We start from the raw sequence: 25,448 nt of genomic DNA, 5'->3' as shown, positions 1-25,448 counted from the left end.
TCTTCCCCAGTCCTGCAACAGCGCTAAAAATCCGTCGCTCGACGAACAGCCAGAAGCAAACTCGAACCGCGCAATTTGAGCGACACAGTAGTCGGCAGAAGCCGCTAGAACCACCCGCTCCTCCTCAGAAAACGGTTGCCCACGAGCTATCTCGTATTCTTGGACGAAGGCACGTGCCCCATCTGGGCTCGGCGTTAGCGGAGCTAGAATGTCTCACTGCGCTGTAAATTGGGCTGCTGCCCGTCCTACTATCTCTGCCTCTGAGGCAGCACACAGCGAGTCCCAGGCGTACACTAAACAGATGTGATCCCCATGAAATCGGCAGTTCTTAGTGCCCCAATCGAGATGTGCGGGCAAGAGCGGCAGCGCTTGAACTTGGATGATGGACTGAGCGCGACGTCCGATGTCGTCGATCCACTTTGCTTCATGCTAGTCAGCTCTGCCAGAACTTGGGCGAGCTCTCGACGAACCAAGGGGTCGTGAGCATCCCGCACTGTCCCATCCCTGAACGTGTAGAAAGCTCCGATAATGCCGTCCTCCGTCTGAAACAATCGAGAGCAAGGCGGTGGTGCTGGGAAACTAGAGCGTACCAATCTGTCCAGGCACCGATGCACAGCTGCAAGTTGCGTCAGTAATTGGGAGGGGTGGAAGAGCTTGAGGACGACCTGCTCGCCCGAGCATAGCTGGAGACCGAACACGGCTCCGACGCTCTTCTCGGCAAAGAGTGCCCCACAAATGCCTTGTCCAAGTTCTTCTCCTGCCAAACGCTCGACGAGCATCGAGATCTGTTGGTTTGACCTCAAGCCGGTAATTGTTGCCGTCCGCTCGCCATTCCCCCTCGAACTCGGCATCGAGTCGGTTATGCAGTGGAGGCAGTTCAGCCATCGCTCTCTCTTGCTATCCCAATTTTTGTTCACGAAGATCGAGTTCATCTTATTCTGTTCATCTCGACTCAGCAAGGCGCTTAGGCGGGCGGAAACTTAGAATACGCTGCGTCGAACTCCTCAACAGATTTTTCTTTGTAGCCCTGAAATTCTGCACCCACGAGCAGAAGTTCCGGCAGACGACTTTGCTGACAAACTGGGATGTGAGGGCTGTCTCTATTGAAGCCCAGCGCAGCTTAGCCTGTTGCTTCTTCCCTAGCGGAGGCGAGATTTGGGCAACATACCGTCTGAGCTAAGAACAGACCAGCGTGCTCCCAAGCGTTCTCAAGGGGTAACGCTCAGAAAGCATTGCTAGCGCCCTACCATAGGGAGAAGGCTCATACCTGTTGAAAAGGGGATTGATAATGGCTGCACGAAACTTTCCCAACTGGGAAGCGCTGTATCAGGAAAAACCGGTTGAAACTATGGCTTGGTTCCATCCCAGCTTGGATGCTGATGTTGAGCATGCCCTGCTTACCCTTGACCTAAGCACGGGAGAGGCGCTGGATTTGGGCACCGGACCGGGCACCCAAGCGATGGCGCTCGCAGAACGAGGATTCCGAGTAACGGCAACCGATTTATCAGCAACAGCCATTCGTCAGGCAGCCGCCAAAGCAACCGAGCAGGGTTTATCGATCTCGTTTCGTCAGGACGACATTCTCAACAGTCACCTGGATCAATCGTTCGACTTAATTCTGGATCGTGGGTGCTTCCATGTGCTGCCCCCGGACAGCAGAAGCATTTATGTGCAAACGGTGGCGAACCTGTTAAAGCCAAAGCGCTACCTGTTGTTAAAGTGCTTCAGCCAGCAGGAGACTCGAGAAGCTGGTCCCTACCGCTTTACTCCTGAGGAGATTCAGCAGATTTTTAGCGAGCGCTTTCAGCTGCGTTCGGTTGAGCAGACGGTCTATCAAGGAACGCTGGATCCTCTGCCCAAAGCCCTCTTCTGCATCTTGGAGAAACAGTGACAGTCTTAACTGAGATCGTGATTTTGAGAGTAGAGTCGAGATCGTCCTGCCTCTGTAAAGTGCAGTATTACAGTTTCTTGAAGTCCTTACAGTTAAGGTTCTCTGTCATCCGCATTTTTCTTGAACAGCTGCAAAGAATTACACTCTAAGGAAGCCAAATTCTGCGTTTCAGCGTACAATCGTATCCGATCGAGTTTCAATTCGATCAAACCCCAAAAACGAGAAAACCCTCAACGGCTGGACCCCGTGAAGGTTTCTCAAAAATTAGTCAGCCCGAGGGACTGCACAGCGTTTTGTAGTAGTTTAAGTTCTACGATTCTAGCAGTCTTTGCGGTATTATCAACTTAACCCGAATGTAGAATAATCGTACTGATTTAACTCGGATCACCTCTTCTCATGTACTCCCGTCATCGCTTTCCCGGCGAAATCATCAGTTCCTGTGTCTGGTTGTATTACACCTTCCCCCTCAGCTACCGAGAGATCGAGAAGATGATGTTGTACCGAGGCATTGAAGTCACTTACGAAACGATTCGGGAATGGTGCCAAAAATTCGGACAGCAATACGCGAATCAGGTGCGGCATAAGCGTCCTTACATTACAGACAAATGGCATCTTGACGAAATGGTAGTCACAATCAAGAAGCAGCAATACTACCTGTGGCGGGCAGTAGACAGTGAAGGGAACGTGCTGGATGTCTTACTGCAACGCCATCGAGACACTGAAGCAGCGAAGCGATTTTTCCGTAAGCTGCTGAAGAAACAAGGGTTTGTGCCACGGGTGATGGTCACCGACAAGCTCAAGAGTTACGAAGCGGCAAAGAAACAGGTGATGAAGAACGTGGAGCATCGGCAACACAAAGGGTTGAATAATCGGGCCGAGAATTCGCATCAACCGACCCGAGTACGAGAACGACGAATGCGCTGCTTCAAGTCTCCAGGGCAAGCGCAACGATTCCTTTCTGCCTTTGACCCGATTCGATCCTACTTTCACCCGAAGCAACATGACCTGAGTGCAAAACGATATCGAGAACAGATGCACCAACGCTTTGAGGATTGGTGGGAAATCACCTGTGTGAAAGATGCTGCGTAAATTGGAGCGATGACCGCGATCGAGAAATTATTGTGTCTAATTTTGATTGTCAGCGGTTAAGTTGACAATGCCGAATTTCAGTACCCATCGATTGATCGTCGAATGGTCCACCTCGACTCCCCGTTCCGCCATCATCTCCTCTAAATCTCGGTAGCTCAAAGAGTAACGACAGTACCAGCGCACATTCAGCAAGATGATTTCAGGCAAGAAGTGGTGCCATTTGAACAGGGAGTCAGTCGCCATTGAGAGCAAAGCTAGAGAAAATTGAGTCTTCACACCCTACCATTTTTGCGACACAACCGCTTCGAGCGCTATGGTTTAAGCAAAAAAAGAGGCGCGTAGACCGCGCCTCTTCCAAATTGCCAGACGGCAATTTCTCCATCTCAAACAAATTACTCTGGGAAGTTAATCAAAAGCTCTCCATCGAGCGTTAAGTTGTTCTTTGATTGATCCAGTTCGACGATCGATCTCTGCATTGTTGGCGTAAGCAGATTTGACAATGCAATCCGAATTGTTGGAGTAATCGCAATCAAATCGGCTGGGCTGGGATTCGTAGACCGAACAACATTTGTTCCTGTACCACCCTCAAGCGCATCAGTTTCCGCGCCGCCAAACACATAATCATTGCCATTGCCTCCAAGCATCTGATCGGCAGCACGCAGACCAAACATGATGTCATTGCCATCCCCGCCAAAGATCGTATCTTCCGCAAGCTGCGTTACCGCAGAGCCAGGAATCCGGTAAATGAAGTTGTATTGGTGTGGGAATGCGTGCAAGAAGTTATGCTCTTCGTCCTCGTAGTCAAAGAAGCTCTTATTCAGCTCAAAATTGAGATCCAGTCCACGATTGATGACGGGTAACATCAGCGTGATGTTATCTCCAAGCATGATGTCATCACCACCATTGCCGTCCATGCGATCGTTTCCAGCAATCAAGGTATGAAGCTGATTTGCATTGGGATACGTGATGCCGTGAGTTGAGGTATGCAAGTCGCGGATAAATGTCTTCACATCCTCAGATAAAAGCTCTAGATCTCGTTGCAATTGAGTCCGTTCAGCATCCGTTCGCGGCGTGCGATCAACCAAGGGCAAGATTACATTACTGTATCCTGCAACCATAAAGTCATTGCCATCACCCCCGTTCATCTGGTCGTTGCCGAGCTTCAGATTGAACTCGCGCAGATCCGATCGCGCTTGCTTGTCAGATCCGATCAGCGCGTAGTTCCAGAATGTTCCCTTGACATAGTTTGGATTGCGGAAGATCGGCTCTAAGATCAGCGTATCGTCAGCAAACAGTTTATCGTCACCGCCATCACCGTTGACTTGATCATTGCCGATCGCGAAAGTGTAAGGCTGATTTGTCGTACCACTAAGTGGTGCAGCAACAGCATTCACAGTGATATTAAATGCGCTCAGAACCTGCTGAAGATCAGCAATCTGCTGACTGAGTGCAGCCGCATCAGAGGGAGCCTTCACCACTAGACCGCTTAACACCAGACCGTTATCACTCATTACCACGTCACGATCGCCCCCTGCATCAATCACATCACCGCCTACGGTTAACTCTTGTGGTTGTACTCCACTGGTACCCGTGGCAGCAAGTTCGAGATTATGCAAGTCGTACATCAAGTGATACAGCGATCGCGTCATCAAATCGAAGCTCTGATCAACTGCGCTGACTCCAGTCCGAAGCGGGACAGTGTTCACGTAGTTATCTCCGACCACTGTATCTAGACCAATGCCAGACAGAATTTGATCATTACCTGCAAGCATATCTAGATGATCCACCGCATTAGGAATGACCGAGACAAATGGTTTCAGCCGATTTCCATTCGCGCGTCGCAGTGTATCAATGACCGGAGTTGGTGAGTTATCACGGCTAAGCGGTTGTGTCCGGGTCAAGGTCGGTAGTAATCCGTAGAACGGCTTCGGAACGATCGTCATCGTTGGGGTGACGATTGTACCAAACAGCCCTAACTCTAGGTTTAAGTTCACCGATTGCTCAATCAGATGAATACCGCGAGTTACCGTTGGCAATTCCGTATTGAAGGGTAGTAGATTGACCGTATCGTCCCCAATGATGAAGTCATCCCCTGAACTATCCTCGATGCTATCGTTGCCTGCATTTCCTTCAATGTAATCGTTTCCAGTCCCTCCTTGGATAAAGTCATTCCCGCGCTGACCGAAGAGCGCATCTTCCCCAGCGCCGCCATCGATCGTGTCATTTCCATCCGCAAACAGCGAGACTTGATAGGTTGTAAGCTTCCACTGTCCTGCTTCTAGCACCTTATTGCCTGCGGCATCATATTCACCTGCCAGTAACAGCAAGTCTGGGTTCTGGAATTGCCCTGGCTGAGTGCCGCTCACCGCTCCCGTCAACCTGCCAACATCTGTGAGAATGACATCGCGATGCCATGAGCCATTCAGGTTAATTCTCGCAGTGCCATTCGAGTTGTAATCGCGCACGATGATGCCCACATCACCCAGGATTGTGTCCTGCCCTTCGCCTCCACCAATCGTATCGTTACCGAGTTGCCCATACAGTTCATCATCGCCTGCACCGCCATCAATCCAGTCATCTCCACGCTGACCTTGAATGATGTCGTCTCCTGCTCCGCCGCGCATCACATCATTGCCACCGATACGATCGACATCATCGAAGCGCACAATGTCTCGAATCACACTGTTAAAAGGAGCCACATAGCGCTGCCACGCTCCATTCACAAGGTGGCGTGTAATCGTGCCATTGTCACCGATCATCACATCTGCATCTGCACCGCCCTCCATAGTATCGTCTCCATCCGCGCCACCAATGACGTTATGACCGCCGAGCATGTCGTCTTCGCCGTCACCTCCATTCATGTCGTCATTGCCTTGCTGACCTAGCAGGATGTCATCGCCTTGATCACCATAGAGCGTATCGTTGCCGCCGCCATCGCTAATCTGGGTATCGATCGAGATGTAATTGCGATCGCGCTGAAGTGCTTGATACACAATGCCATGATCGCCCATCAATAGGTCATCCGATGGAATGGTTTTATCGAGTGAAGACACAAGTCGTTCACTAAATAGTGCAGCACCTTGAACTGATTTGCCATCCATTAACCAAACGGCTGCTTCACCGCCGCGATCGCGCCAAATGATATCTGCTTTACCATCGTTGTTGAGATCACCAACCCCCTGAACGCTCCAATTCAGTGCAATGTTGGGAACAAATCCTGCATCTAAGACTGCCTTACCGTCCATCAGCCAAACCGCAACGCCACCTCCAGCATTGTCACGCCAGACGAGATCCGCTTTGCCATCGTTGTTGAGATCGCCAACCTCTTCAATGCTCCAGTTCAGTGCAATGTTAGGAACAAATCCTGCATCTAAGACTGCCTTACCGTCCATCAGCCAAACCGCAACGCCACCTCCAGCATTGTCACGCCAGACGAGATCCGCTTTGCCATCGTTGTTGAGATCGCCAACCTCTTCAATGCTCCAGTTCAGTGCAATGTTAGGAACAAATCCTGCATCTAAGACTGCCTTACCGTCCATCAGCCAAACTGCAACGCCACCTCCAGTATTGTCGCGCCAGACGAGATCCCCTTTGCCGTCGTTGTTCAAGTCACCAACGTGCTCAATGCTCCAGTTCAGCGCAATGTTAGGAACAAATCCTGCATCTAGGACCCTCTTACCGTCCATCAGCCAAACTGCAACGCCACCTCCAGCATTGTCACGCCAGACGAGATCCCCTTTGCCGTCGTTGTTCAAGTCACCAACGTGCTCAATGCTCCAGTTCAGCGCAATGTTAGGAACAAATCCTGCATCTAGGACCCTCTTACCGTCCATCAGCCAAACTGCAACGCCACCTCCAGCATTGTCACGCCAGACGAGATCCGCTTTGCCATCGTTATTCAAGTCACGGACAGATTCAATCGTCCAGTTCAATCCAACACTGGATGGCATGATCGCGAAATCTAGAACGTTCTCGCCATTCATCAACCAGACCGCAACATCGCCTTGGCTCTGATTGCGCCACAGTAAGTCTATTCTGCCATCGTTGTTGAAATCGCCTTCGCCGACGATCAACCACTCTTTAGAAGCGAGACTGTTAGCATTAACGCTTTTATCTCCGGCAATGAAGTCCGCACCCGTACCGCCTAGCAATTGATCTTCATCTGCTCCACCATAGATGCGATCGTTACCACCGAGGGTTGGATCGCTTGTCGTGATGACATCTAAGGTCAAGAGGTCATTATCTACACCGACGACACTATCCCCTGCAAAAGCGAAGTCAAACCGACCGTTATCTCCTAAAATTCTGTCGTTTCCAGCATCGCCGTAGAGGACATCCGCAGCAAAGCCACCCAAAATCAAATCGATGCCTGCTCCGCCATAGATGGTGTCATCACCACCAATATCTGGAGCTTTACTGGAGAATAGCTTGATCTTCCCACTCTCCAGGGTAATTTCAGCGTTATCTCCAGCCAGAACATCATCTCCAGCATCTCCAGTTACAGAATCATTCGCAGCACCAGCAATCACGATGTCGTTGCCGTCATTGCCAGAGATCGTATCATCACCACCGACTTCTGGTGCTTCAACCTCGATTCGATCTAGCGTATTCAGATTGTCATCTAGGAAATACAGCAGGTTGCCATTGTCGCCCAGAATGATGTCTTGTTCGGTGTTACCTTGAATCGTATCGTTACCAGCACCCCCTAAGATGCGATCGTCACCCTCATTGCCTTCGATCGCATCATCCCCACCGATCGCGAAATCACTGGCTCTAATCGCGGTCAGGAGATTTTCGCCTTCAGTCCGGTAACTGAGAGCGCCATTGTCACCGAGAATGATGTCTTGCCCAATGTTGCCTTTAATTTGGTCATTGCCAGCACCGCCGAGAATGCGATCGTCGCCCTCATCGCCTGTGATCGTATCGTTGCCGCTGATGTTAGACTGCACCGTCACAATGGAGCCAAGAACCGTTTTACCATCGGATGAAAGGTAGCTGATAGTACCGACATCACCGAAAATGATGTCCTGTCCACTATTGCCTTCGATTTGGTCATTACTACCACCACCGAAAATCCGATCGTCGCCCTCGTTGCCCTCGAGCGCGTCTGCACCGTCAAACCTTCCATCAGATGATTGAATCGCTCCAATCGCTCCCGTCGTACTGTCACGGGAAACAGAACCATAATCGCCTAGCAGGATATCTTCGCCAAGGCTACCCGTAATCTGGTCATTTGCCCCACCGCCAAAGACCAGATCATCTCCTTCATTCGCTTGAATGATGTCGTTACCATCAAATTCAGAACTACGGGTTTGCACATAGGAGGGAATACGACTGCCAGTTAGAGAAGCAAGACCGTTGTCGCCGATCACAATATCATTTCCAGCACTGGCGGTAATGGTGTCATTCCCGGAACCGCCAAAGATCACATCACTGCCGATACCGCCCTCGATCGTGTCATCGCCCCCTTGCTCAGGATCTCTCGTATCAAATAGATAGCCCATTGTGGTACGAGCAACTTCGCCATGATCACCGAGAATTACATCGTCGCCTTCATTGCCAAACAAGCGGTCTCCACCAACACCCGCTTTATCGCTTCCGCCTGCACCCCCGATGATAATGTCATTGCCAAGTCCTCCAGTAATCGTGTCTTGACCGCCATTTGTTGGATCTGTGGAATAAATATCATTCGCTTCCGAACTACCCTCGGCTCGAACGACAACGCCATTGTCACCGAGCAGAATGTCGATCGCGTCATCGCTACCACCGTCGATCGTGTCATCACCCGTACCGCCCAGAATAGTATCCGCACCTTCATTACCGTTTAACGTATCATTGCCACCTGCAACGGGTTCAGCGCTTTCAATCTGAGTGATTACACTATTTGCGTATGTGACACGACCACCATCGCCCAGAATCACATCGAGACCTGTATTGCCGCTAACCGTATCATCTGCCGCACCGCCAATCAGAATGTCATCGCCTTCATTCCCGTTGATGGTGTCATTACCACCTTGGCTCGACGATCGCGTTTCGATTCGCTCAATGATGTTAGTCGCATTGCGGGTGATATAGCCGCTATCGCCTAGAACGACATCATCACCTTCATTGCCTGTAAGCTGATCGGCTCCTGCTCCTCCCAAAATGACATCATTGCCTAAACCGCCCGTAATTGTATCTTGTCCACCAACAGCTTCATTGGTTGAATAGATATCATTCGCTTCTTGGCTACCATCAGCCCGAACAACAACACCGTTGTCACCGAGCAGAATATCCACTGCATTGTCGGCTCCTGCTGCGATCGTATCGTCGCCCGATCCACCCAGAATCACATCAGCATTGTCGCCTCCCGATAGCGTATCATTGCCACCATTATTCGCACTTGCAGTTTGAATGCGGGTAACAACACCAGCTTGAGTACGAGTGACTTGTCCACTATCCCCCAGAAGAATGTCTTCTCCTGCATCTCCTGTAATGGTGTCGTTGCCGTCACCACCAAGGAGAATATCATTACCACCACTACCAGAGATCGTATCTGCACCACCAGAACCCGCGATCGCTCGAATCTGAGTTGCACTCCAGCTTCCTTCGTCTCCCACGATGATGTCGTCACTGCTCACACTTTCGGCATCGCCGATCAGGTTGTCAGCACCGCCGCCCCCAAAGATAATGTCGTTACCAGCACCACCGAAAACAGTATCTGTACCCGCACCGCCATTGGTTTCGATCGTGCTAACTTGTGCGACCGACAGTACAGCTTGACCATTGCTGCTGAGAACCTTGCCATCGTCACCTACAACAATGTCATTACCATCGGCGACAGTAATCGTATCGCTACCATCTACACCGCCTTCAGGGAGATAGGTCGAAGAACCACCCAGAATTAAGTCATTGCCGACTCCTGCGTTAATCGTATCGCTTCCTGCTCCGCCTTCAAGGTAGTCATCGCCTTCCTGAGAGCGCAGGGTATCCGCTCCTTGTCCACCAAAGAGCGCATCGTTGCCTGCTGCACCTTCAAGCAAATCGTCGCCGCCCTGACCGAACATGGCATCATCGCCATCGTTGCCATAGAGCTTGTCGGCTCCAGTGCCGCCTGTCAGAGTGACAACCCCATTCGGCGAGATCGTGCCGTGATCGCCGAGCAGCACATCGTTGCCTGCTTCCCCGTAAAGCTCATCATTACCATCAACCGTCGCGTTTACAGTGCTGCTACCTCCGATCAGTTGGTCGCCGCCTCGACCTGCCCGGAGAATGTCGCTACCTGCACCACCCTCTAGGTAATCGTTGCCAGCTCCCGCTTTAAGCTGGTCGTCACCATCATCCCCGAAGAGACGGTTGTTACCGCTCAGGTCTTCGAGAACATCATTGCCGCTGCTGCCGTAGACTACATCATCACCGTCTACACTGGCATCAGGTGCGGTTGTGGAATCCCCATAGAGTAGATCATTGTCTGCATTGCCAAAAATTTGGTCAGCACCCGCGCCACCTTCGATCAAGTCATTACCATCGCCACCGCGAAGGGTGTCATTACCTCGACCGCCAAACATCGTATCGCGACCCGTACCCCCTGTGATGTCATCATCACCCGCATCGCCTCGAATGTTATCGTCACCATCACCACCGTCGATCGTGTCCTTGAAGGCAATCGACACATCATTTGTGCCTGTGTCACCTGTAATACTGTCGTTGCCCGCACCGCCTCTCAGTGTGTCTTCACCAGCACCGCCGATTAATTGATCGTTACCTTCATCGCCGTCGATCGTATCATTGCCGACACTGCCTTGGAGTTGATCATTGCCAGCACCGCCGCTGATGGTGTCGTTACCAGAGCCGCCCTTGAGTTTGTCATTGCCGTCTCCACCTCTGAGGATGGCAGCGACGGTAATCGAATCATCGAGGAGAATCGTGTCACTGCCTTGTCCGCCGTCTCCTTCGATTGAAGTTACATTGCTATAAACCTGTGTGTAACCTGCGTAAGTCACTTCAATCTTGCCAGCTTCAAGCTGCTTGAGGGTGAAGTTTTCGTCTCCATCCGTCTGACCCTCACCCCGCAGCGAAGCTCGACTGCCCATGTTGAGCTTCATCACGCCGTTTTCAACTGCCGCTAAAACAGGTGGCTTCGCACGCTCTTCACAACTGAGATTAAAGTCGAACAGGGTGACATCAATGATCGTGATGTCTGTTTCAAACAGCGTGACAAATCCAAACAGGAAGGTATCAATGCCAATGCGTCCATAGGCACGTAGGAACGCATCTAAAGAGCCAGACAAGTCAAAGACACAGGGAAGCGGCGTTGATAGCAGTTCATCAATGTAGACCTTGCCATCGTTATTCGGATCGTTCCAGTTCGCACCGATATTCGCTTTAATGCCGCCTTCGATGCCTGCTTCAGCAACTACAACCGACAGTGAAGCGCCTGCGGTAAAGGTGGCATAAAGCGAGACTTCTGAAATGTCATCGCCGCTAAAGACATTGGCACGATCGCCAAAATAGAAGCCTTTGAAGAAGTCACCTTTCTGGATACCGCTTGTGTCAAGCCCGATCGAGAAGTTTGCAGCTACTCCCAAAGTGCCACCGATCGTGGCAAAGAGCGGAATTGGGGGGATGATTGGACCAAATTTTTGCGAGTATTTGAGTTCAGCTTTGAGTTCCGGAATCTTCCAGGTGACTAGATCAACGGGTTTTCCAAGGAATAAGCCGAGAACACTGGCTGGATCGCTGAGCAATGGAAAATCAATTCCGACTTGCTGAAGCTTACCAAAGAGACCTTTGATCTTGGAAATTGCGCCGGAGGTTGTGCCTGTGCCTGATTTAAGTCGGCTGTTCAGCGAATCATCAACGCTGGTAACGGGAGCACTGAAGCTGCCACTGTTGAGGTCAATATTGCCAGCCTTACGGAGGTCTTGAGAGAAGTTAAAGTCACCAAAGCTGATAAAGATGTTGCCTTCGGTTTCAGCCGACTCTTGGATAAACGAATCAATCGATCGCACAATGTTGATCCAACGAGCAATGGTCGCACCACCTGACCCGAAGAGCGCGATCGCATCAATGAAGGTGACGGGCCCTTGACCCACAAGTTTAGAAAGGTCTGAAATTCCCGGAAGTTCCTTTTCTAGCAGATCTAACACCGGGCGAATCGGTTTGAGATACTCATTGACACTTTGAAGCAGTGGCTTGATCGCACTGGTCATGAAGTCGCCAAGATCTAGTCCGAGATTGTTGAGCGAGACGATCGGCGCTTTTAGTTCGCCACCGCCTGCACTTGCCCCAAATCCTTTATCAAATGTCCACTCAACAAAGAGATCAGCACTCACTTTGGGCAACAGACCTGTAGTTGGACCAAGACCCGCCGCCAAGTTGAGAGAGACAACAGCGCTGGTGTTGAGCGTTGCCCCAAGTTTCGTGTCGCGTAATTCAGACAACAGCAGTTTGCCATCGTCGTTCGGGTCTACAAGGTCAATTCCGAGTTCCCCACTAATGCCTGTCTGGAATTCATCGGTTTTGTCGCCATCCCGGTTATAGTCTTTGTCGTCGTCTGCTTCTTTCAACAATTTGTTGGTTGCTGCAACATTCAGAACAAAGAGATCAGCAGAGATTTGAGTGCCGTTCTTGAGGGCAACTCCAAGACCAAACTTAAAGTCTGCTTCATTCGCTGGCACTTTGAGGAAGAAGCCATCGGTAAGATTGACTCCGAATCCTAGTTGTAGGTCATAGTCTAGGGTTAGTTCGACTCCGCCTGTAGTCTTAAAGTCAAAGACGAAAGCATCTAGACCGAGATTAAAATCGGTTTCAAACCTACTTTGTCCTCCAATGCGGAAATCGATCGACAGTTCTCCGGTATTGATGTCAACAGTAACAGCAACATCTTTGAAGTCGATAACGCTATCATTGTTGCGATCGGTTAGCTTGAGAATGCCACGCGGATTGAGGTTATCGTAGATGACTTGCTGAATTGCCTCTTCGACTTTGGTTGGTCCCGTTTCCACCAACTCACGTAACGGCTTGAGGAATTCATTACGCAGGTCACTGATAAACGAACCTGCACCACCGAGATTAAGATTTTTACCAACGATCGGGAGCTTGGTCAGAACATCACTTTCCAGTCCTTTTTGCAGAACTCCCAAGAATAAATCAATTCCGGTGAGGAGCGTATTTAAGTCAAGCTCACCATTCGCGAGAGCACCGAGCAGCCCATCGGGGGCAGCAAGTTTGAAGGTACTGAAATCAGTCAGATCAGGAAGTGTAGCAGTGACAGTGCCAATTTCAGTCCCTACGAGTGCCACGGGTAAACTGACATCAATTCCGCCTTTGGTTGTGAACTCAAGGCTGTTAAGACCGAGTTCTGAGAACAGAATCTTGCCATCGCTATTGGGATCTTTCAGTCCCACCTTAAACGAAGCCGGATCGGTTCCATCTTTGAGTGAGAGTGCGCCGTTACCATTCCCCAAGCTGGCTTCAACACCACCTAGACCCACAGTTACGCCAAAGTTAGTAACATCGAACTGTGCGTAAAGCTCAAGTCCAGTAGAAGCCTGGATAAACGGTGTCACAGTAGAGAAATCTAACCCAAAGCCTAGATTTAAACTTGCGCCCAGCAGCATATCGATGTTGCCTTCGGTGCGGAAGTCGATCGGAACCGGAATTCCGTTGTTATCTAGAGAAAAATTGAGCGGAATGTCCTGTTTTGTATATTGAGCAATGTCTAAATCAAAGTCGAATAATAGTTCTCCATTGCTGCCAAACGACAGTGAGAATCTTTGAGGTAATGCTTTCGAGAAATCTGACAGAACTGAGTTTAGGGAGTTCAGTTCAGTGGTTGAAAGACTACCAGAAAGCGATTTGATCGCAGTTTCAAGCGAGGTGAATGCTCTTGCCATTGTGAATGGATTACTTTGAGCAATTCCCTGATCAGTGAGCGCTAAAGCATCTTCTAGGCTAGTTTTGTTGACTCCGTTAATCGCCTGAATTGTTGTATTGAGACTGGTGCGAACCTGAGCGATCGGTGCGCCAAATTGCGGAAATTCAAATCCAAATGCCTCAAACAGAAACTTCGCCATTGTTTGAACTGAAGGAAGCTCTGCAACAAAGGCATCAAACGCTGATTTAATGGCTGTTTTATCAACCGCAACAGGCAAGCTATTAAGCAACTTTCTAACTTGTCCCATTTGGCTGATTACCTGTGCAGGAACGACATCAGCCAGAGCATCTAAGCTAGTTGGAATCTTTTGAATCGCACCATCTAAGAGATCTAGTGCTTGTGTCAGTTGCTCGCGAGTTGTCTCAGATGAAGAATTGGTAAAAGCTGGTTTTGTCAGTTCTGTCCGAATGTCCCCCAGCTTGTTAGAGAGCAGCGATTTGATGCCCTTGAGTTCGTTCTGAATGTTGGCGTAAGCATCTTCGATCGGTTTTAGGAAATCCAAAAGCTCATTAAGCGACTGATTGACAAGCGGCAACTTTACGTTTAGCGCTTTCACGTCGTCATCACGCAGAAACTCGATCGCTTTACCCACCAATTGCAACACATCTTTGGTAGAGAAGTTTTTGAAGCGATTGACGATTTCAGTAAACCCTTCTGCGGTTGCGGTCGTTTTCAGCTTTTGAGGTGCGAGCGGATCGAGAATGAAGTCAAGGGCAAGCTTGGGTTGTGCTCCAAGCTCTAGCCCAAAATCAGAAAGACCCTCGATCGCGATCGGAAGCGTGACTCCACCCGTAACTTGAAAAGTTGGATCAACTAATGCACTCAGCGTATTGGTGTTGCTGAGGATATCATTCAGCGTAATTCCCAAGTCGTTTGCGGTTGGGTCTTTTAAGCCCAAAGCAGCATTCAGATCAATCGATGCAGTTCCATTTTGAACACCAATTTCCAAGATTGAGAGCGCGGCTGACAGACCAATATTATTCGCGCCTACTTTTGCATTTGCAAAGATGCTGCTGTCTTTGGTCAAGAAGGCTCGTTTCGTAAAACTATCCCCATGCAACGCGGCTCCAGCAATTGCGCCATCCTTATCGACATCAGAGCCAACAATGCCTAGCCCTAAACCTGCTAAAGAGCTATTAATCGCTGCGATCGTGAATGCAGTGTTCCCGGATGTTGTGTCAACTAATTTCAGCCCAGTCTTATCTGCGCTGATGCTAGCAGTCACTTTGCCATTAGCATTAATTCGACTGATTACCTCTCCAACTGTGGTCGCATCATCGAAGTCTACTTCAAAGCTAGTGCCATCTCGGAGCGTAATTTTGATGTCCGCTTTACCCGCAGTATTTTGAACACCCGCACCTGCATTCAAGCTCGCGAGTGTCATAGCATTTGTTAGGACAAATCCGTCACCGAGTGGACTCAGATTGATTCCAAGACCAAGATCAAATCCTGCATTGACTGCGAAGGTTCCAGTTGCGCCTCCTGCAAGGTTTAGAGTTGCGATATTGAGGTCGATGTCCCGGCTAAAGTCAAAACTTGCCGATTTATCAAAATCTCCACTCTGTTTGATTCTGAAGGTTAAAGCATTGGTTGCAGCATCGTATTTTGCATCAATGCCTGCCTTGTTCAGCCCCGTTAGCACTACAAGCTGATCGACTAATTCTTGAATCGTGCTGAATTTCTGAACTGCAATACTTGTTCCACTGGTGTTAAAGCCTAACTCAGTTGTCGCAGTGTTGTCGCTTGTGGAAGTGATCGAAACCGTCTCGCCTGACTTCAACGCCTTCAAACTCAAGCGACTGCCCGATCGCTGAGCTACAATGCGCTGATTTAGATTTGCCGCCGCGATCGTAGCATTCAAATCCGCAACTAAATCATCTAAATTCTTGTTGGTGGTATCACGCGCCACCGTCACAGTAATCGGCGTTTCGTTGTTGAACTTGAGATTAAAGCTAGCATTCGCGCTTAAAATTCCAGTTTGTACAGCATCACGCGAAGCATTAATAATCTGGTCAAAAAAGCCGTTGGTCAAATCACCGATCATTTTGGTGAAGTCAACCACCGTATCGATACCCTCTTTGAGGAAGGGAATTCCACCTTCTGGATTGAGTCCAGCCGATACATTTTGCAGCGCGCCACCGACTTGACGTAGCAGATTGACTACATCCGCAGGCGTAAGCTGCTTGAACCTCAGTAATTGTGTGAAGTCTTCGACATCAACTGTTGGCAGCGCACCTGTGAACACATTGTCATCCGCGATCGTTAAAGTCGGTGTTCCGGTGATTGAGAGTCCTGCAAACTGGGCTGAAACTGGTAGATTGACGCTTAATGCACCAGTTGGAGTCAACGAAACTAGGGTTGTAACCGATGTTTCCTGTAGTTCATCCAGGGTGAGTTTGCCATCTGCGTTTGGATCATTGAACTGAGCGGCAAGCTTCGCATCAAGGTTCAGACTACCGTTCTGCACGTCTGCACCCAGGAAGCCAACTTGTAAGTCAACATTCAGATTGTTAGCTTGCACGATCGCGTTTGCAGATAGATCGTTTACCTTCACATAGAAAGCTTCTGAAGGTGCGAGTCCAGAGGTTGTGTTGTAGCCGAAGGCAAGATCAAAGACAAGCTTTCCAGTTAGATCAACGATCGTTGAGCCATTCAATTTCACGCCAAAATCCGAGGCAGCTTGCTCTCCTAGGTTAAAGTCTGTCTGTACCGTGCGCGTTGCTTCAAACTTCAGATTAAAGCTTAAATCCTTACCCAGTAATGCACTTGTAACAGAATCAGGATTAAGGATAAATGTCAGATCACCAACCGTTGCACTGAGCGATTTGATGCGATTGACAAATTTTTCAACAGTCGGAGTCGCATCAGTGTCAAGGTAACTGACTAAAGGATCAACTAATTGATTTTCTAGCAGCGAGCTGACATCAATCACCTTTGCGATCGATGTTCCGACTACGGGAATATCTGTCGTAAATCCCGACAGTGTTTCAATGCGATCGCTCCAAGTTGCAAACTGCTGTAAGCCTGATTTGAGACCCTGCACAACCTCAGTCGAAATGGCTGCCAAAGTTGAATCGTAAAGCGCGATCGCGCCTGGATTAAACGCAAGCTTGGCGGCAATCTCACCCGTGTTAACTTCTAGTGTCCAATCTCCATTGAATTTTTGACTTCCAGTAAGGTTGTCCGATGCAGCAATATCCGCGCCAATCATCTGACTCAGGCGTTGAATAAATTCGCTGCCTTGCGAACCCAGTGCCGCATTACAGGCATACAGCAGAACATCTGCGCCAGATGCGAAAGCGTTTTTCCAAGTTGTTAGCGCTGCGGCATTGCGATCGAGCGTTTCTAGGCTTAGCTCAGTTGAGCCTAGCTGTAATAAACCTGCATCTCCATGCGAAACAATATGAAGCGTCTCCAGGTTTTGATAGCGAGTGAGAATATCACTAATCTGTTGAATGCCGTTCTGAGTGGGGTCGAGAATGACAATTTCTTGATCTGAGTTAATCGCCTTGAGCAGCTGTTGATCTGTGGATAACGCACCATCCACAATGACCAGCGATCGTGTTCCTGCGGTGGATGAACTGGCGCTGTAAGCTCTCGCAAACGGCGATACTCCAGACACAAAGGCGTTACCCGGTGAAGTACCCAACGTAGAAAGTGGATTGGGTGGCAGCAAGCTTGGCTCAGCAGATAGAGCGGACGGTAAGCCATTTGCGCGATTGAGTTCCACGGTGTAAGCTCCTATGTGTCTGGAAGAAGTAGGTGAAATTGGATTTTGAACATGCAAAAGCCGCGCCTCTGAGTGATCAGGTGTCATTCAGAGGGCACAAATAGAATTAGAAAGCAAGACTTAAGCAGCGGTGGGCATGACGCTAGTTGAGGTTGGTGGGAGTGAGTCAGAGGGCGCACCCAACTTGACAGAAACTTCCTGCGCTCGCTCAGCTAACCATTGCTGAAACAATCGGTCTTCGAGCGACCTTTGAAGTTGTCCTTCTAGTACGGCAGGCAAAAATTGCTCGACTCGGAACAAGCACCAGCGCTGCTCCATTTCGATGGGCCCAATCAGCCCACCAACCTCTGCTGTGCGGAGGGCTTCACGCACATTTTCAGGGAGTTGTCCGAACCGAATTGCGCTCTTCATCACACTGACTTTGAGCGGATCGGCAACGGCATACTCGCTCAGCACTCGATCGAAGTCATTTGTCTCATGAATTTGCGCTTTTAGCCGATGAGCATAAGCCTCTTCTGCTAAAACAATGCAGGTCACTTCCACTTGATCAAGCAGCGCCTTCTGCTGATCAAAGAGCGACTGTAAGTTAGGGGCTGCAATCTTCAATTTGAGTTTTTCGAGCTTCAAGTTCAAAACGATGCGATTTTGAAAGATGTCATAGTTCATCCCTTGGCTGTTGAGCCATTGCTGGAAGGTAGCAGCATCAGCCAACTTTTGCTGTACTCGAATTTCAACCGCAGCTTGTTCAACTTCGGCTAGAGTGACATTCAAATCATCGCGGTGCTGAATCTCGGTAAAAGTGATGTGCTGTTCTACAATGTCACGAATCCAGGGCAGGAGCCGACCAGATAGTTGATAGTATCGCAGGACAGTACCCAGCGAAATAGAAGTGTCATCGATCGTCAGTAGGGCAATGGAATCAAGGTTCATAATGATGCTTTAGGAAGAATTGGGGTTTGTGGGGCTAGGAGAGTTCTGACCGCAATGTTGCAATACCACCAGCAACAGGGCAGAATATTTTACTTTGATTGCATTTTAATCTATACCGAAATTTCTCCAGAATAGACCGTAATTTAACGGATTTAGCTTTCTCAAGGATTAAGTCATTGAGTAGCAATTGAGTAGCAATACGGATACCATCAGAAAACACCTTAGAATTGCGACGAAACTCCAAACAGGAAAAAGAGTCCTTGCAAACTCAAGTCATTTTTGCTTTGTGTGAAGACTCCTGGACTTGCAGAATCAACAAATCGAATTGAATCTGACACGTTAAACAAGTGCTGATACTCGTAGCCAATGCTGAAATTGAGGTTTGCTCCGGGGCTAATCTTGGGTTGCCAAGACAAACCCAGGGCTAGTTCTAGCCCTGGAACAATCTGCCGTTGACTACCGGGATTAAATTGAGCAATCAAGTCCGTTCTGTTATTGTCTGTCTCCTCGTAGAAAGTTGTTCGATTTCCAAGTAGCAGTGACCCAGCCCCTCGGCCAAATAGCTTCAAATCAGATGCTAGTTTCAAATCAATTTGTGCGCCTAATCGCGGACCAAACCCTGTGAATTCATTGCTGGTTCTGGTGGTTGCTTGATTGAAGTCTCGTCCATTTAAACCAACGTTCATCTCCTGCTGGACATCAGAGAAACGTAATCCACCAAATAGCCGCACACCCAAACTACGATTAGGATTAAGAGCGTAGGCAATCTCCAGATCCGTGGCGCGATAGCTGAGTCTTGCAGTCGCATCTGCGGTGTCTGCCGAGTCGTTCTGGAATGGATGCGTGAAGGTGGAATAGAGAAATCCTGCTGCGGATCGGGCGGCACTTTGTTGTCCTTCGGTGCTAAAAGAGGTATGTGTTGCGCCAATTCGCCAATTCGTATTCTCAGGACGGTAGGTTAAGCCGTATCGCAATGCTCCAATATCGTTGTAATTGACTTGCTGCACATCGCCGCTAATTGCTAATGCGTCTGCTGGAGCGCGAATCGCGAAGTCCATCAAGTTGCTAGGTCTAGGTTTAAGAAACAGAACCTCTGCTGAAACTTCGACCTGCTGAGAACGAAGTTCAGGAGTGGTAACGACTGGGGGAGTTGTGCTTGGTGGGAGTTGCTTTCGGAGTGCATTAAGTTCTTGCTCTAGCTGTTGCTGTCTTTGCTCTAGCTGGTTTAGCTTCTCTAGTAGCTGTTGTTCACGAGAAGAGAGCTTTTCGGTTGAAGCTTGAGCGATCGGTTGTGCAGATGTAGTAGTGGGTACTGCAATCTGTTTGACTGAGAAGGTAGTCACTGCAGAAGGCGCAGGCGGAACCGGATCAGCAACAAGACTCGATGCGGTTGGTTTTATGGCTGCATCTTTGGTCAGTTGTTTAGCATGGGGTTCAACTGCGAGCGCTGATGATTGAGTCACGAGTGCCAGCGAGAGAGCAAACAATCCGAAAGTACAATTTTTCACAAGCAATCTCCACACGGTTTGGGGGCTGATGCAGCTTTTATGGGGATGAGGGTAACAGATGTTACATTCCTACCTTACGTCTTCTAAAGCCGTGTGGCATAAGAAATACTACTTAAAAAACAAATAAAGTTTGAGGTAAGCAGGTTGGTCTGTCAGTAAAATCAGTGATCAATTTTTCGTATCCCCGTAAATCTACGGTAGATGAGCAGGGCTGTTTCATTGTAGGAGAGGAAATATTCGCTGGAGCTGAATCGCCAACTGTCGCTTTGCAGTTGCCATTGAAGTAAAGCCTACTGACCGAGCCAGGGTGATGAAGAAGTTGCGTACCACTGACCAATTCGCTGCTGCATATCGACCTGACTGCGGTGCATCGTCTTCGTTGAACGTGACATCTTTGACCCAATGCAATTGGTTTTCAATGCTCCAATGCCCGCGAACGATGCGATGAAACTGTTCAGCATTCGTAACCACGCTACTGATGTAGTACTGTCGCTCGTCAAACGATTTTCCGTCTCGATGCCCGTGTCGTTGCACCACAATGCAGGATTGTATTCCTGCATTGTGGTGCCCAAATGCTGCGCCTCCATCAAACACACTGACTTGCCAGTTTGTGCTCCGTCCATGACCTTGCTCGTGTTCCTGATAACAACTGAGCGGCTGATTCATCTTGAATTGTTGCTCGATGCCCCGGTACAATCGCTGTTGATTCGCTTTAACACACACGGGGTAGTCATTGCCTTGCTTGACGATCTGGTGCAGCGTTTTTTTGGCAGTGCAAGGCATCGAGCGTCACGCCAATCCCGCTCAAGCCCGCAGCGTTCAGCAATACTCGCACGACTTCTTGCTCACTCACGAGTTTTTGTTCCATTGGCATGACCGCTTGCACCACGCCGCGTGGTTGTGTCGCAAAAATGGTAGGGTGTGAAGACTCAATTTTCTCTAGCTTTGCTCTCAATGGCGACTGACTCCCTGTTCAAATGGCACCACTTCTTGCCTGAAATCATCTTGCTGAATGTGCGCTGGTACTGTCGTTACTCTTTGAGCTACCGAGATTTAGAGGAGATGATGGCGGAACGGGGAGTCGAGGTGGACCATTCGACGATCAATCGATGGGTACTGAAATTCGCCCCCGAACTCGACAAGCGCATTCGTCGGTTCTTGAATCCCACGAATGATTCGTGGCGAGTGGACGAGACGTACATCGAAGTGAAAGGCGAGTGGAAATATCTTTACCGCGCCGTGGATTCGGATGGAAACACCTTGGATTTCATGTTGAGCGCGAAGCGAGATGGCAAAGCAGCAACCCGCTTTTTCCGCAAAGTGTTAGGAGCCAAGCACACTCAAACTCCACGGGTAATCACGGTCGATAAAAACGCTGCCTATCCCGTTGCCATGGATGAATTGAAGGCAGATCAAACGCTAGAAGCTGAAACTGAATTGTGGCAAAGCAAATATTTGAACAATCACCTGGTTGCGGGTTTTGCTTAAAGGTTGATGTGAACTATTGAACAGCAGGGTCAAATTGAGCTTTCAAAGGACAAGAATGATCAAAATTGATCGTTTTCCTGCCGCTTTTCCCAATATTTCCGATTGCAAAGCACGACCATTCTGGGTCTCGACAACAGAGACCCCCAGGAGAATAGATGACAAAGGGGTTAGCCCTGGCAGAAATGGCGGAGATTGATCATCGTGTATGCCAGAGTTTTCAAGGCATAGTGCAATCCACTGATTCGCTCGAAGCGCAGCAGTAAGCGACGGAACTTATCCTCCCAGGCGAACACTCGCTCGATGGTGTAAAAGCGTTCCTGAAAGATTGCCGGGTCGAAGATCGGTTTGCGTTCTCGCTTCGGAGTGTTTCTGCCACGTGGATTTGCAGGAATATTCGGCATCATGCCGCGATTGAAGATGGCTTTGCGATTCGCCCGGCTATCGTAGACCCCATCGAGACTGACGAGAGTCTGGTTCAAGTTGAGTCCGACCGTCTTGGCGATGCGGGTGACTTGTGGCAGCGCTGCCTGCAACAGCGGCGATTCGTTCCGATTGCCAGGAGCTGAAATAAAAGGGGCAATCACGTTGCAGTTGCGGTCACAGAAGGCAACGACTTTGTCTCCTTTGAGGTGCTTGTGCCCGCTGAATCCGAGATTGTCACCCCCTTTCTTTGCCGCAGTCATCGTCCCATCGCCATGAATGACGCTGATATCGAGGTACTCGTGCTGGTGAAGCAGCACCACCGTCTCTGCAAAAATGGCATCGAAGCACCCTTGGGCTTCAAAGCGCCGAAAAGCGGAGTAGATCCGAGTGTAATGAATTTCCGGTTGCCCCGCTTTGTTCTGCTTGATGGGCAGTTCCTTCCACTGACAGCCGAGGTACAACAGTTTCAAAATATAGTTGAAGATGGCGTGCAAAGAGAGCTTTGGCTGAGGACCGCGACTGCCGAGGTGCAAGTGGGGCAAGACAAATTCTTCAAACTGTTTTAAGGTCAAATGCGTGGGAATCCATTGCCACTGGTAGGCTTGAGGCATTTTTGCTCCGACCGATGGTTCAAATAAAAAGACTTGAGCCATTTTAGTCAGAAACGATAGAAGCCTAGGCAAATAGGAGCTTTCAGACAAATTCGCCCAGATGGAAAACCCGCAACCAGTTGGAAGATAGATGTCATGGTAACTATCTTCAACTGCGGCTTGTAAGCACGTTCCGTGTACCAAAGGCATCGCTCTCCTCAATCCTGCACTTGCTCCCGCACCCATGCTCGAATCGATCACCGCAACGCCAACCGCTCCTCAGATCGCTTTGCCTCAATCAGCCGAGGTAATGCAGCAATCTCTAATTGCGGAAAGATACTGCTCCGTTCCACCTCAACATACTGTTCATCCTGGAGGTGATAGATTCTCAGTTGCCCACTGTCACAGCACCAGAGTTCCGGTACACCCAAACGCGCATAAATCGGAAACCGCTCTAACGATTGACTCGTCACATCAGTCTCCAACGCCAAATCAGGGGGCGGATCTTGAGTCAGATCAAACTGCAACTTGCCGCGAATTCTGGCTTCATTCTGAAAATAAAAGCAGTTATCTGACTCTAAACCTGCTTGCTTTGCCTGTTTTCGCCAAGTGGTCGAACCATAGCTTTCATAATTCAGGTCGAGCGTTTCTGCCATGTCCTTGATTGCATCGCCGATCGTTTCCTTGAAATACTCGTGTTCTGGCAAAGGAGTCATAATCTCTAACAGTCCATCACAATACGCCACTCGCTCGCTCCGATGATTGCCCAACTCTTGCAAAATCGCCTCAAACTCCTCCCAACTGACCTCGTGCAACAGTACTCGCTGCCCCGGTGGAACTTGAATTCGTTGAATCGGAATCTGCACGACCATCCCCGTTTCCTCTGAAAGATTGGTGCTTCTGGCTGTTCTATCCTCTAATCTTAAGCGAACACTCTGCGATTGCTGCCCTATGTACCTCGTCACCATCAAAGCTGATCGTCACATGCAAACTAACAAGCCGAGAATCTAGACTCCGGGTCTTGGAGCTGACGGCGCACTGGGGCGAATCTGCATGGAATACTGCTTTTGAACTCGCGTTAGAAGAAGCTGAGACCTTATTGGATGGAGGACAACAGCTAATCGAAACTGCGAGCGTGAACCACTTTTTGTGCTGCTGGTGGAATTCTTATACTCCTGATTGCTAGATATGCCCGCAAAAAGAACAATCAAGGATTTATGGTCGCAAACTAGACGAGAAGATTCCGAATACTATCTTGCTCAATGACTTGAAGCTGCACAAGTCAAGTACTGCTGAAGCAGCATTACGATCGCGACGGCACGGGCTAGTATCTATCTTGTGTAATAAAGAGAATTTTATTACACAAGATAGATACTAGCCCACCTGAAAATCTAGATCGCATTTGGTTTTGAGGAACAAATCGTGAGATAATAGCACCTGCTGAAAATGGATCGTTGAATCCTACTTCTTGTCCCCAATAAGGTACGAATGGGAATACTTAGCCTAGTGTAAGGATTCCACACAAGGCATGGCAGACTGGGAGTTTATCGTTACCGAGGTATTGAGGGGACCCGGTGAAGACGGCGCGCGATTGATTTGGGAGAAAGCTGTGCAGGCACTAAAAGGTCCGGGTTAGGGAATTGCGTGCCTTAATATTAGGGGCGATCACCGAACAGGTGGGCTATGAATCGAAAACTGGGTTTAGTAGGGCATTCAAACGGCAAGTGCGGCAAGTATCTGGAGAAGACCGTAAAACTAAAACTTGAACTGACCTAGACTGATCGATCACCACGGTATGCCCGAAATCGTCTTTCGGCTTAAAATAAGAGGCGTTCCGGATCGCTAATCCACAATGACTGATGCTATCCAACATCTGATCGAGCCGCATATTCAGGATTTGGGCGGCTTTCAAGCCCGTCGCCTGCTGCCCTCAGACGCACTCACCCTAGTCGGTCCGTTCATCTTCTTTGATCATCTGGGTCCAGCAACCTTTCCTCCGGGCAAGGGCATGGATGTCAGACCGCACCCACACATCAATCTAGCAACCGTCACCTACCTGTTTGAAGGCGTTTTGCTACATCGCGATAGTGTTGGTAGTGTGCAGGAGATTCGCCCTGGAGCCGTGAACTGGATGACAGCAGGACGCGGCATTGTGCATTCTGAGCGCACACCTGATGACGATCGCGCTCAAGCAGCGACCCTGCATGGCATTCAAACCTGGGTTGCTCTACCTGACGAGCATGAAGAAACCGATCCCTGGTTTCGGCATCATCCGGCAACTGATCTACCGACTTGGCAGGAGAACGGCGTTTCATTCACGCTGATTGCGGGTGAAGCTTATGGTCGTAAATCCCCGGTGCAAACCTTCTCGCCTATGATTTACCTGGATATCCAACTGGCTCCCGGAGCGCAGTTCACGCTGCCAGGCGCTTACTCCCAGCAGGCAGTATACAGCGTCACCGAAGGGTTGCAGATTAACGGAATGGCGATTGCTCAGCATCGACTGGCAGTCCTTACTTCCAGTACAGCAGTGACTGTTTCTGCTGAACAAGCAGCGCGCTGCGTTGTAGTCGGCGGTGAACCTGTAGGCGTGCGGCATAAGTGGTGGAATTTTGTCTCCAGTCGTCCCGAGCGGATTGAGCAAGCCAAGCAGGATTGGCGTGAGGGACGCTTTGCATCGGTGCCGCAGGAGACGGAGTTCATTCCCCTGCCCGAGGAACCACCTCGCCCCAAAGAGCAGCCGATGTAGCGCTCAAATTTGAGAACCCCTGCACTGCGAGGACAGAATTTCGCTACTTGATCGACAGCACCACCTGAAGCGCTTGATTCAAGATTTCAGTCGCTCTTGCTCGATTTGCAACTCTGTCTTTGGCAATGTACT

11 protein-coding genes and 2 pseudogenes are annotated in these 25,448 nt (G+C 49.5%); 4 read left to right on the top strand and 9 right to left on the bottom strand.

Annotation, left to right across the window (positions count from 1 at the left end; genetic code table 11):
• Positions 1 to 579 precede the first annotated feature (579 nt).
• Positions 580 to 885, bottom strand: a complete 306-nt coding sequence (locus NC981_RS24040; RefSeq protein WP_348245353.1) for a hypothetical protein — start codon at positions 883 to 885, stop codon at positions 580 to 582.
• Between the two features lie 403 nt (positions 886 to 1,288).
• Here NC981_RS24040 and NC981_RS24035 point away from each other — a divergent pair, with 403 nt between their 5' ends.
• Both NC981_RS24035 and NC981_RS24030 read left to right on the top strand, forming a co-directional pair.
• Entirely contained in the window at positions 1,289 to 1,891 is a 603-nt protein-coding gene (locus tag NC981_RS24035) for a class I SAM-dependent methyltransferase (RefSeq protein WP_348245352.1), read from the top strand.
• 396 nt (positions 1,892 to 2,287) lie between these two features.
• Complete coding sequence (locus tag NC981_RS24030; RefSeq protein ID WP_348245351.1) at positions 2,288 to 2,980, top strand: IS6 family transposase; 693 nt, start codon at positions 2,288 to 2,290, stop codon at positions 2,978 to 2,980.
• Between the two features lie 72 nt (positions 2,981 to 3,052).
• Here NC981_RS24030 and NC981_RS24025 read toward each other — a convergent pair.
• From NC981_RS24025 to NC981_RS24000, 6 genes and pseudogenes are all read right to left on the bottom strand, one after another.
• Positions 3,053 to 3,223: pseudogene (locus tag NC981_RS24025) on the bottom strand (IS6 family transposase); the annotation flags it as partial.
• 149 nt (positions 3,224 to 3,372) lie between these two features.
• Positions 3,373 to 17,628, bottom strand: a complete 14,256-nt coding sequence (locus NC981_RS24020; protein ID WP_348245350.1) for a DUF4347 domain-containing protein — start codon at positions 17,626 to 17,628, stop codon at positions 3,373 to 3,375.
• A 120-nt stretch (positions 17,629 to 17,748) separates the two neighbouring features.
• Positions 17,749 to 18,558, bottom strand: a complete 810-nt coding sequence (locus NC981_RS24015; RefSeq protein WP_348245349.1) for a peptidylprolyl isomerase — start codon at positions 18,556 to 18,558, stop codon at positions 17,749 to 17,751.
• 221 nt (positions 18,559 to 18,779) lie between these two features.
• Positions 18,780 to 20,066 carry an Lpg1974 family pore-forming outer membrane protein gene (locus NC981_RS24010; protein ID WP_348245348.1) on the bottom strand — a complete coding sequence of 429 codons (1,287 nt, stop codon included), beginning with the start codon at positions 20,064 to 20,066 and terminating at the stop codon, positions 18,780 to 18,782.
• A 216-nt stretch (positions 20,067 to 20,282) separates the two neighbouring features.
• Positions 20,283 to 20,849 (bottom strand): ISAs1 family transposase, encoded by a 567-nt coding sequence (locus tag NC981_RS24005; protein WP_348245347.1) that lies wholly within the window; start codon positions 20,847 to 20,849, stop codon positions 20,283 to 20,285.
• On the bottom strand, positions 20,797 to 20,934 hold the full coding sequence (locus NC981_RS24000) for a hypothetical protein (RefSeq protein WP_348245346.1): 138 nt from the start codon (positions 20,932 to 20,934) through the stop codon (positions 20,797 to 20,799). The genes NC981_RS24005 and NC981_RS24000 overlap by 53 nt, the downstream gene beginning before the upstream one ends.
• 86 nt (positions 20,935 to 21,020) lie before the next feature.
• On the opposite strand from NC981_RS24000, the pseudogene NC981_RS23995 reads away from it, so the two are divergent.
• A pseudogene (locus NC981_RS23995) lies at positions 21,021 to 21,563 on the top strand (IS6 family transposase); the annotation flags it as partial.
• Between the two features lie 158 nt (positions 21,564 to 21,721).
• On the opposite strand, the gene NC981_RS23990 reads toward NC981_RS23995, so the two are convergent.
• Together NC981_RS23990 and NC981_RS23985 are read right to left on the bottom strand one after the other, a co-directional pair.
• The gene (locus tag NC981_RS23990) at positions 21,722 to 22,777 is read right to left on the bottom strand and encodes a transposase (protein WP_348245345.1); all 1,056 of its coding nucleotides are present in this window, start codon (positions 22,775 to 22,777) and stop codon (positions 21,722 to 21,724) included.
• Between the two features lie 47 nt (positions 22,778 to 22,824).
• Positions 22,825 to 23,439 (bottom strand): Uma2 family endonuclease, encoded by a 615-nt coding sequence (locus tag NC981_RS23985; RefSeq protein WP_348245344.1) that lies wholly within the window; start codon positions 23,437 to 23,439, stop codon positions 22,825 to 22,827.
• A 980-nt stretch (positions 23,440 to 24,419) separates the two neighbouring features.
• Between NC981_RS23985 and NC981_RS23980 the strand changes: the two genes are divergently transcribed.
• Positions 24,420 to 25,316 carry a pirin family protein gene (locus NC981_RS23980; RefSeq protein ID WP_348245343.1) on the top strand — a complete coding sequence of 299 codons (897 nt, stop codon included), beginning with the start codon at positions 24,420 to 24,422 and terminating at the stop codon, positions 25,314 to 25,316.
• Positions 25,317 to 25,448: the final 132 nt, after the last annotated feature.

Source organism: Leptolyngbya sp. DQ-M1, assembly GCF_039962505.1.
Taxonomy (GTDB): Bacteria; Cyanobacteriota; Cyanobacteriia; order Leptolyngbyales; family Leptolyngbyaceae; genus Leptolyngbya.
This window is presented reverse-complemented; position numbering and strand designations above follow the sequence as displayed.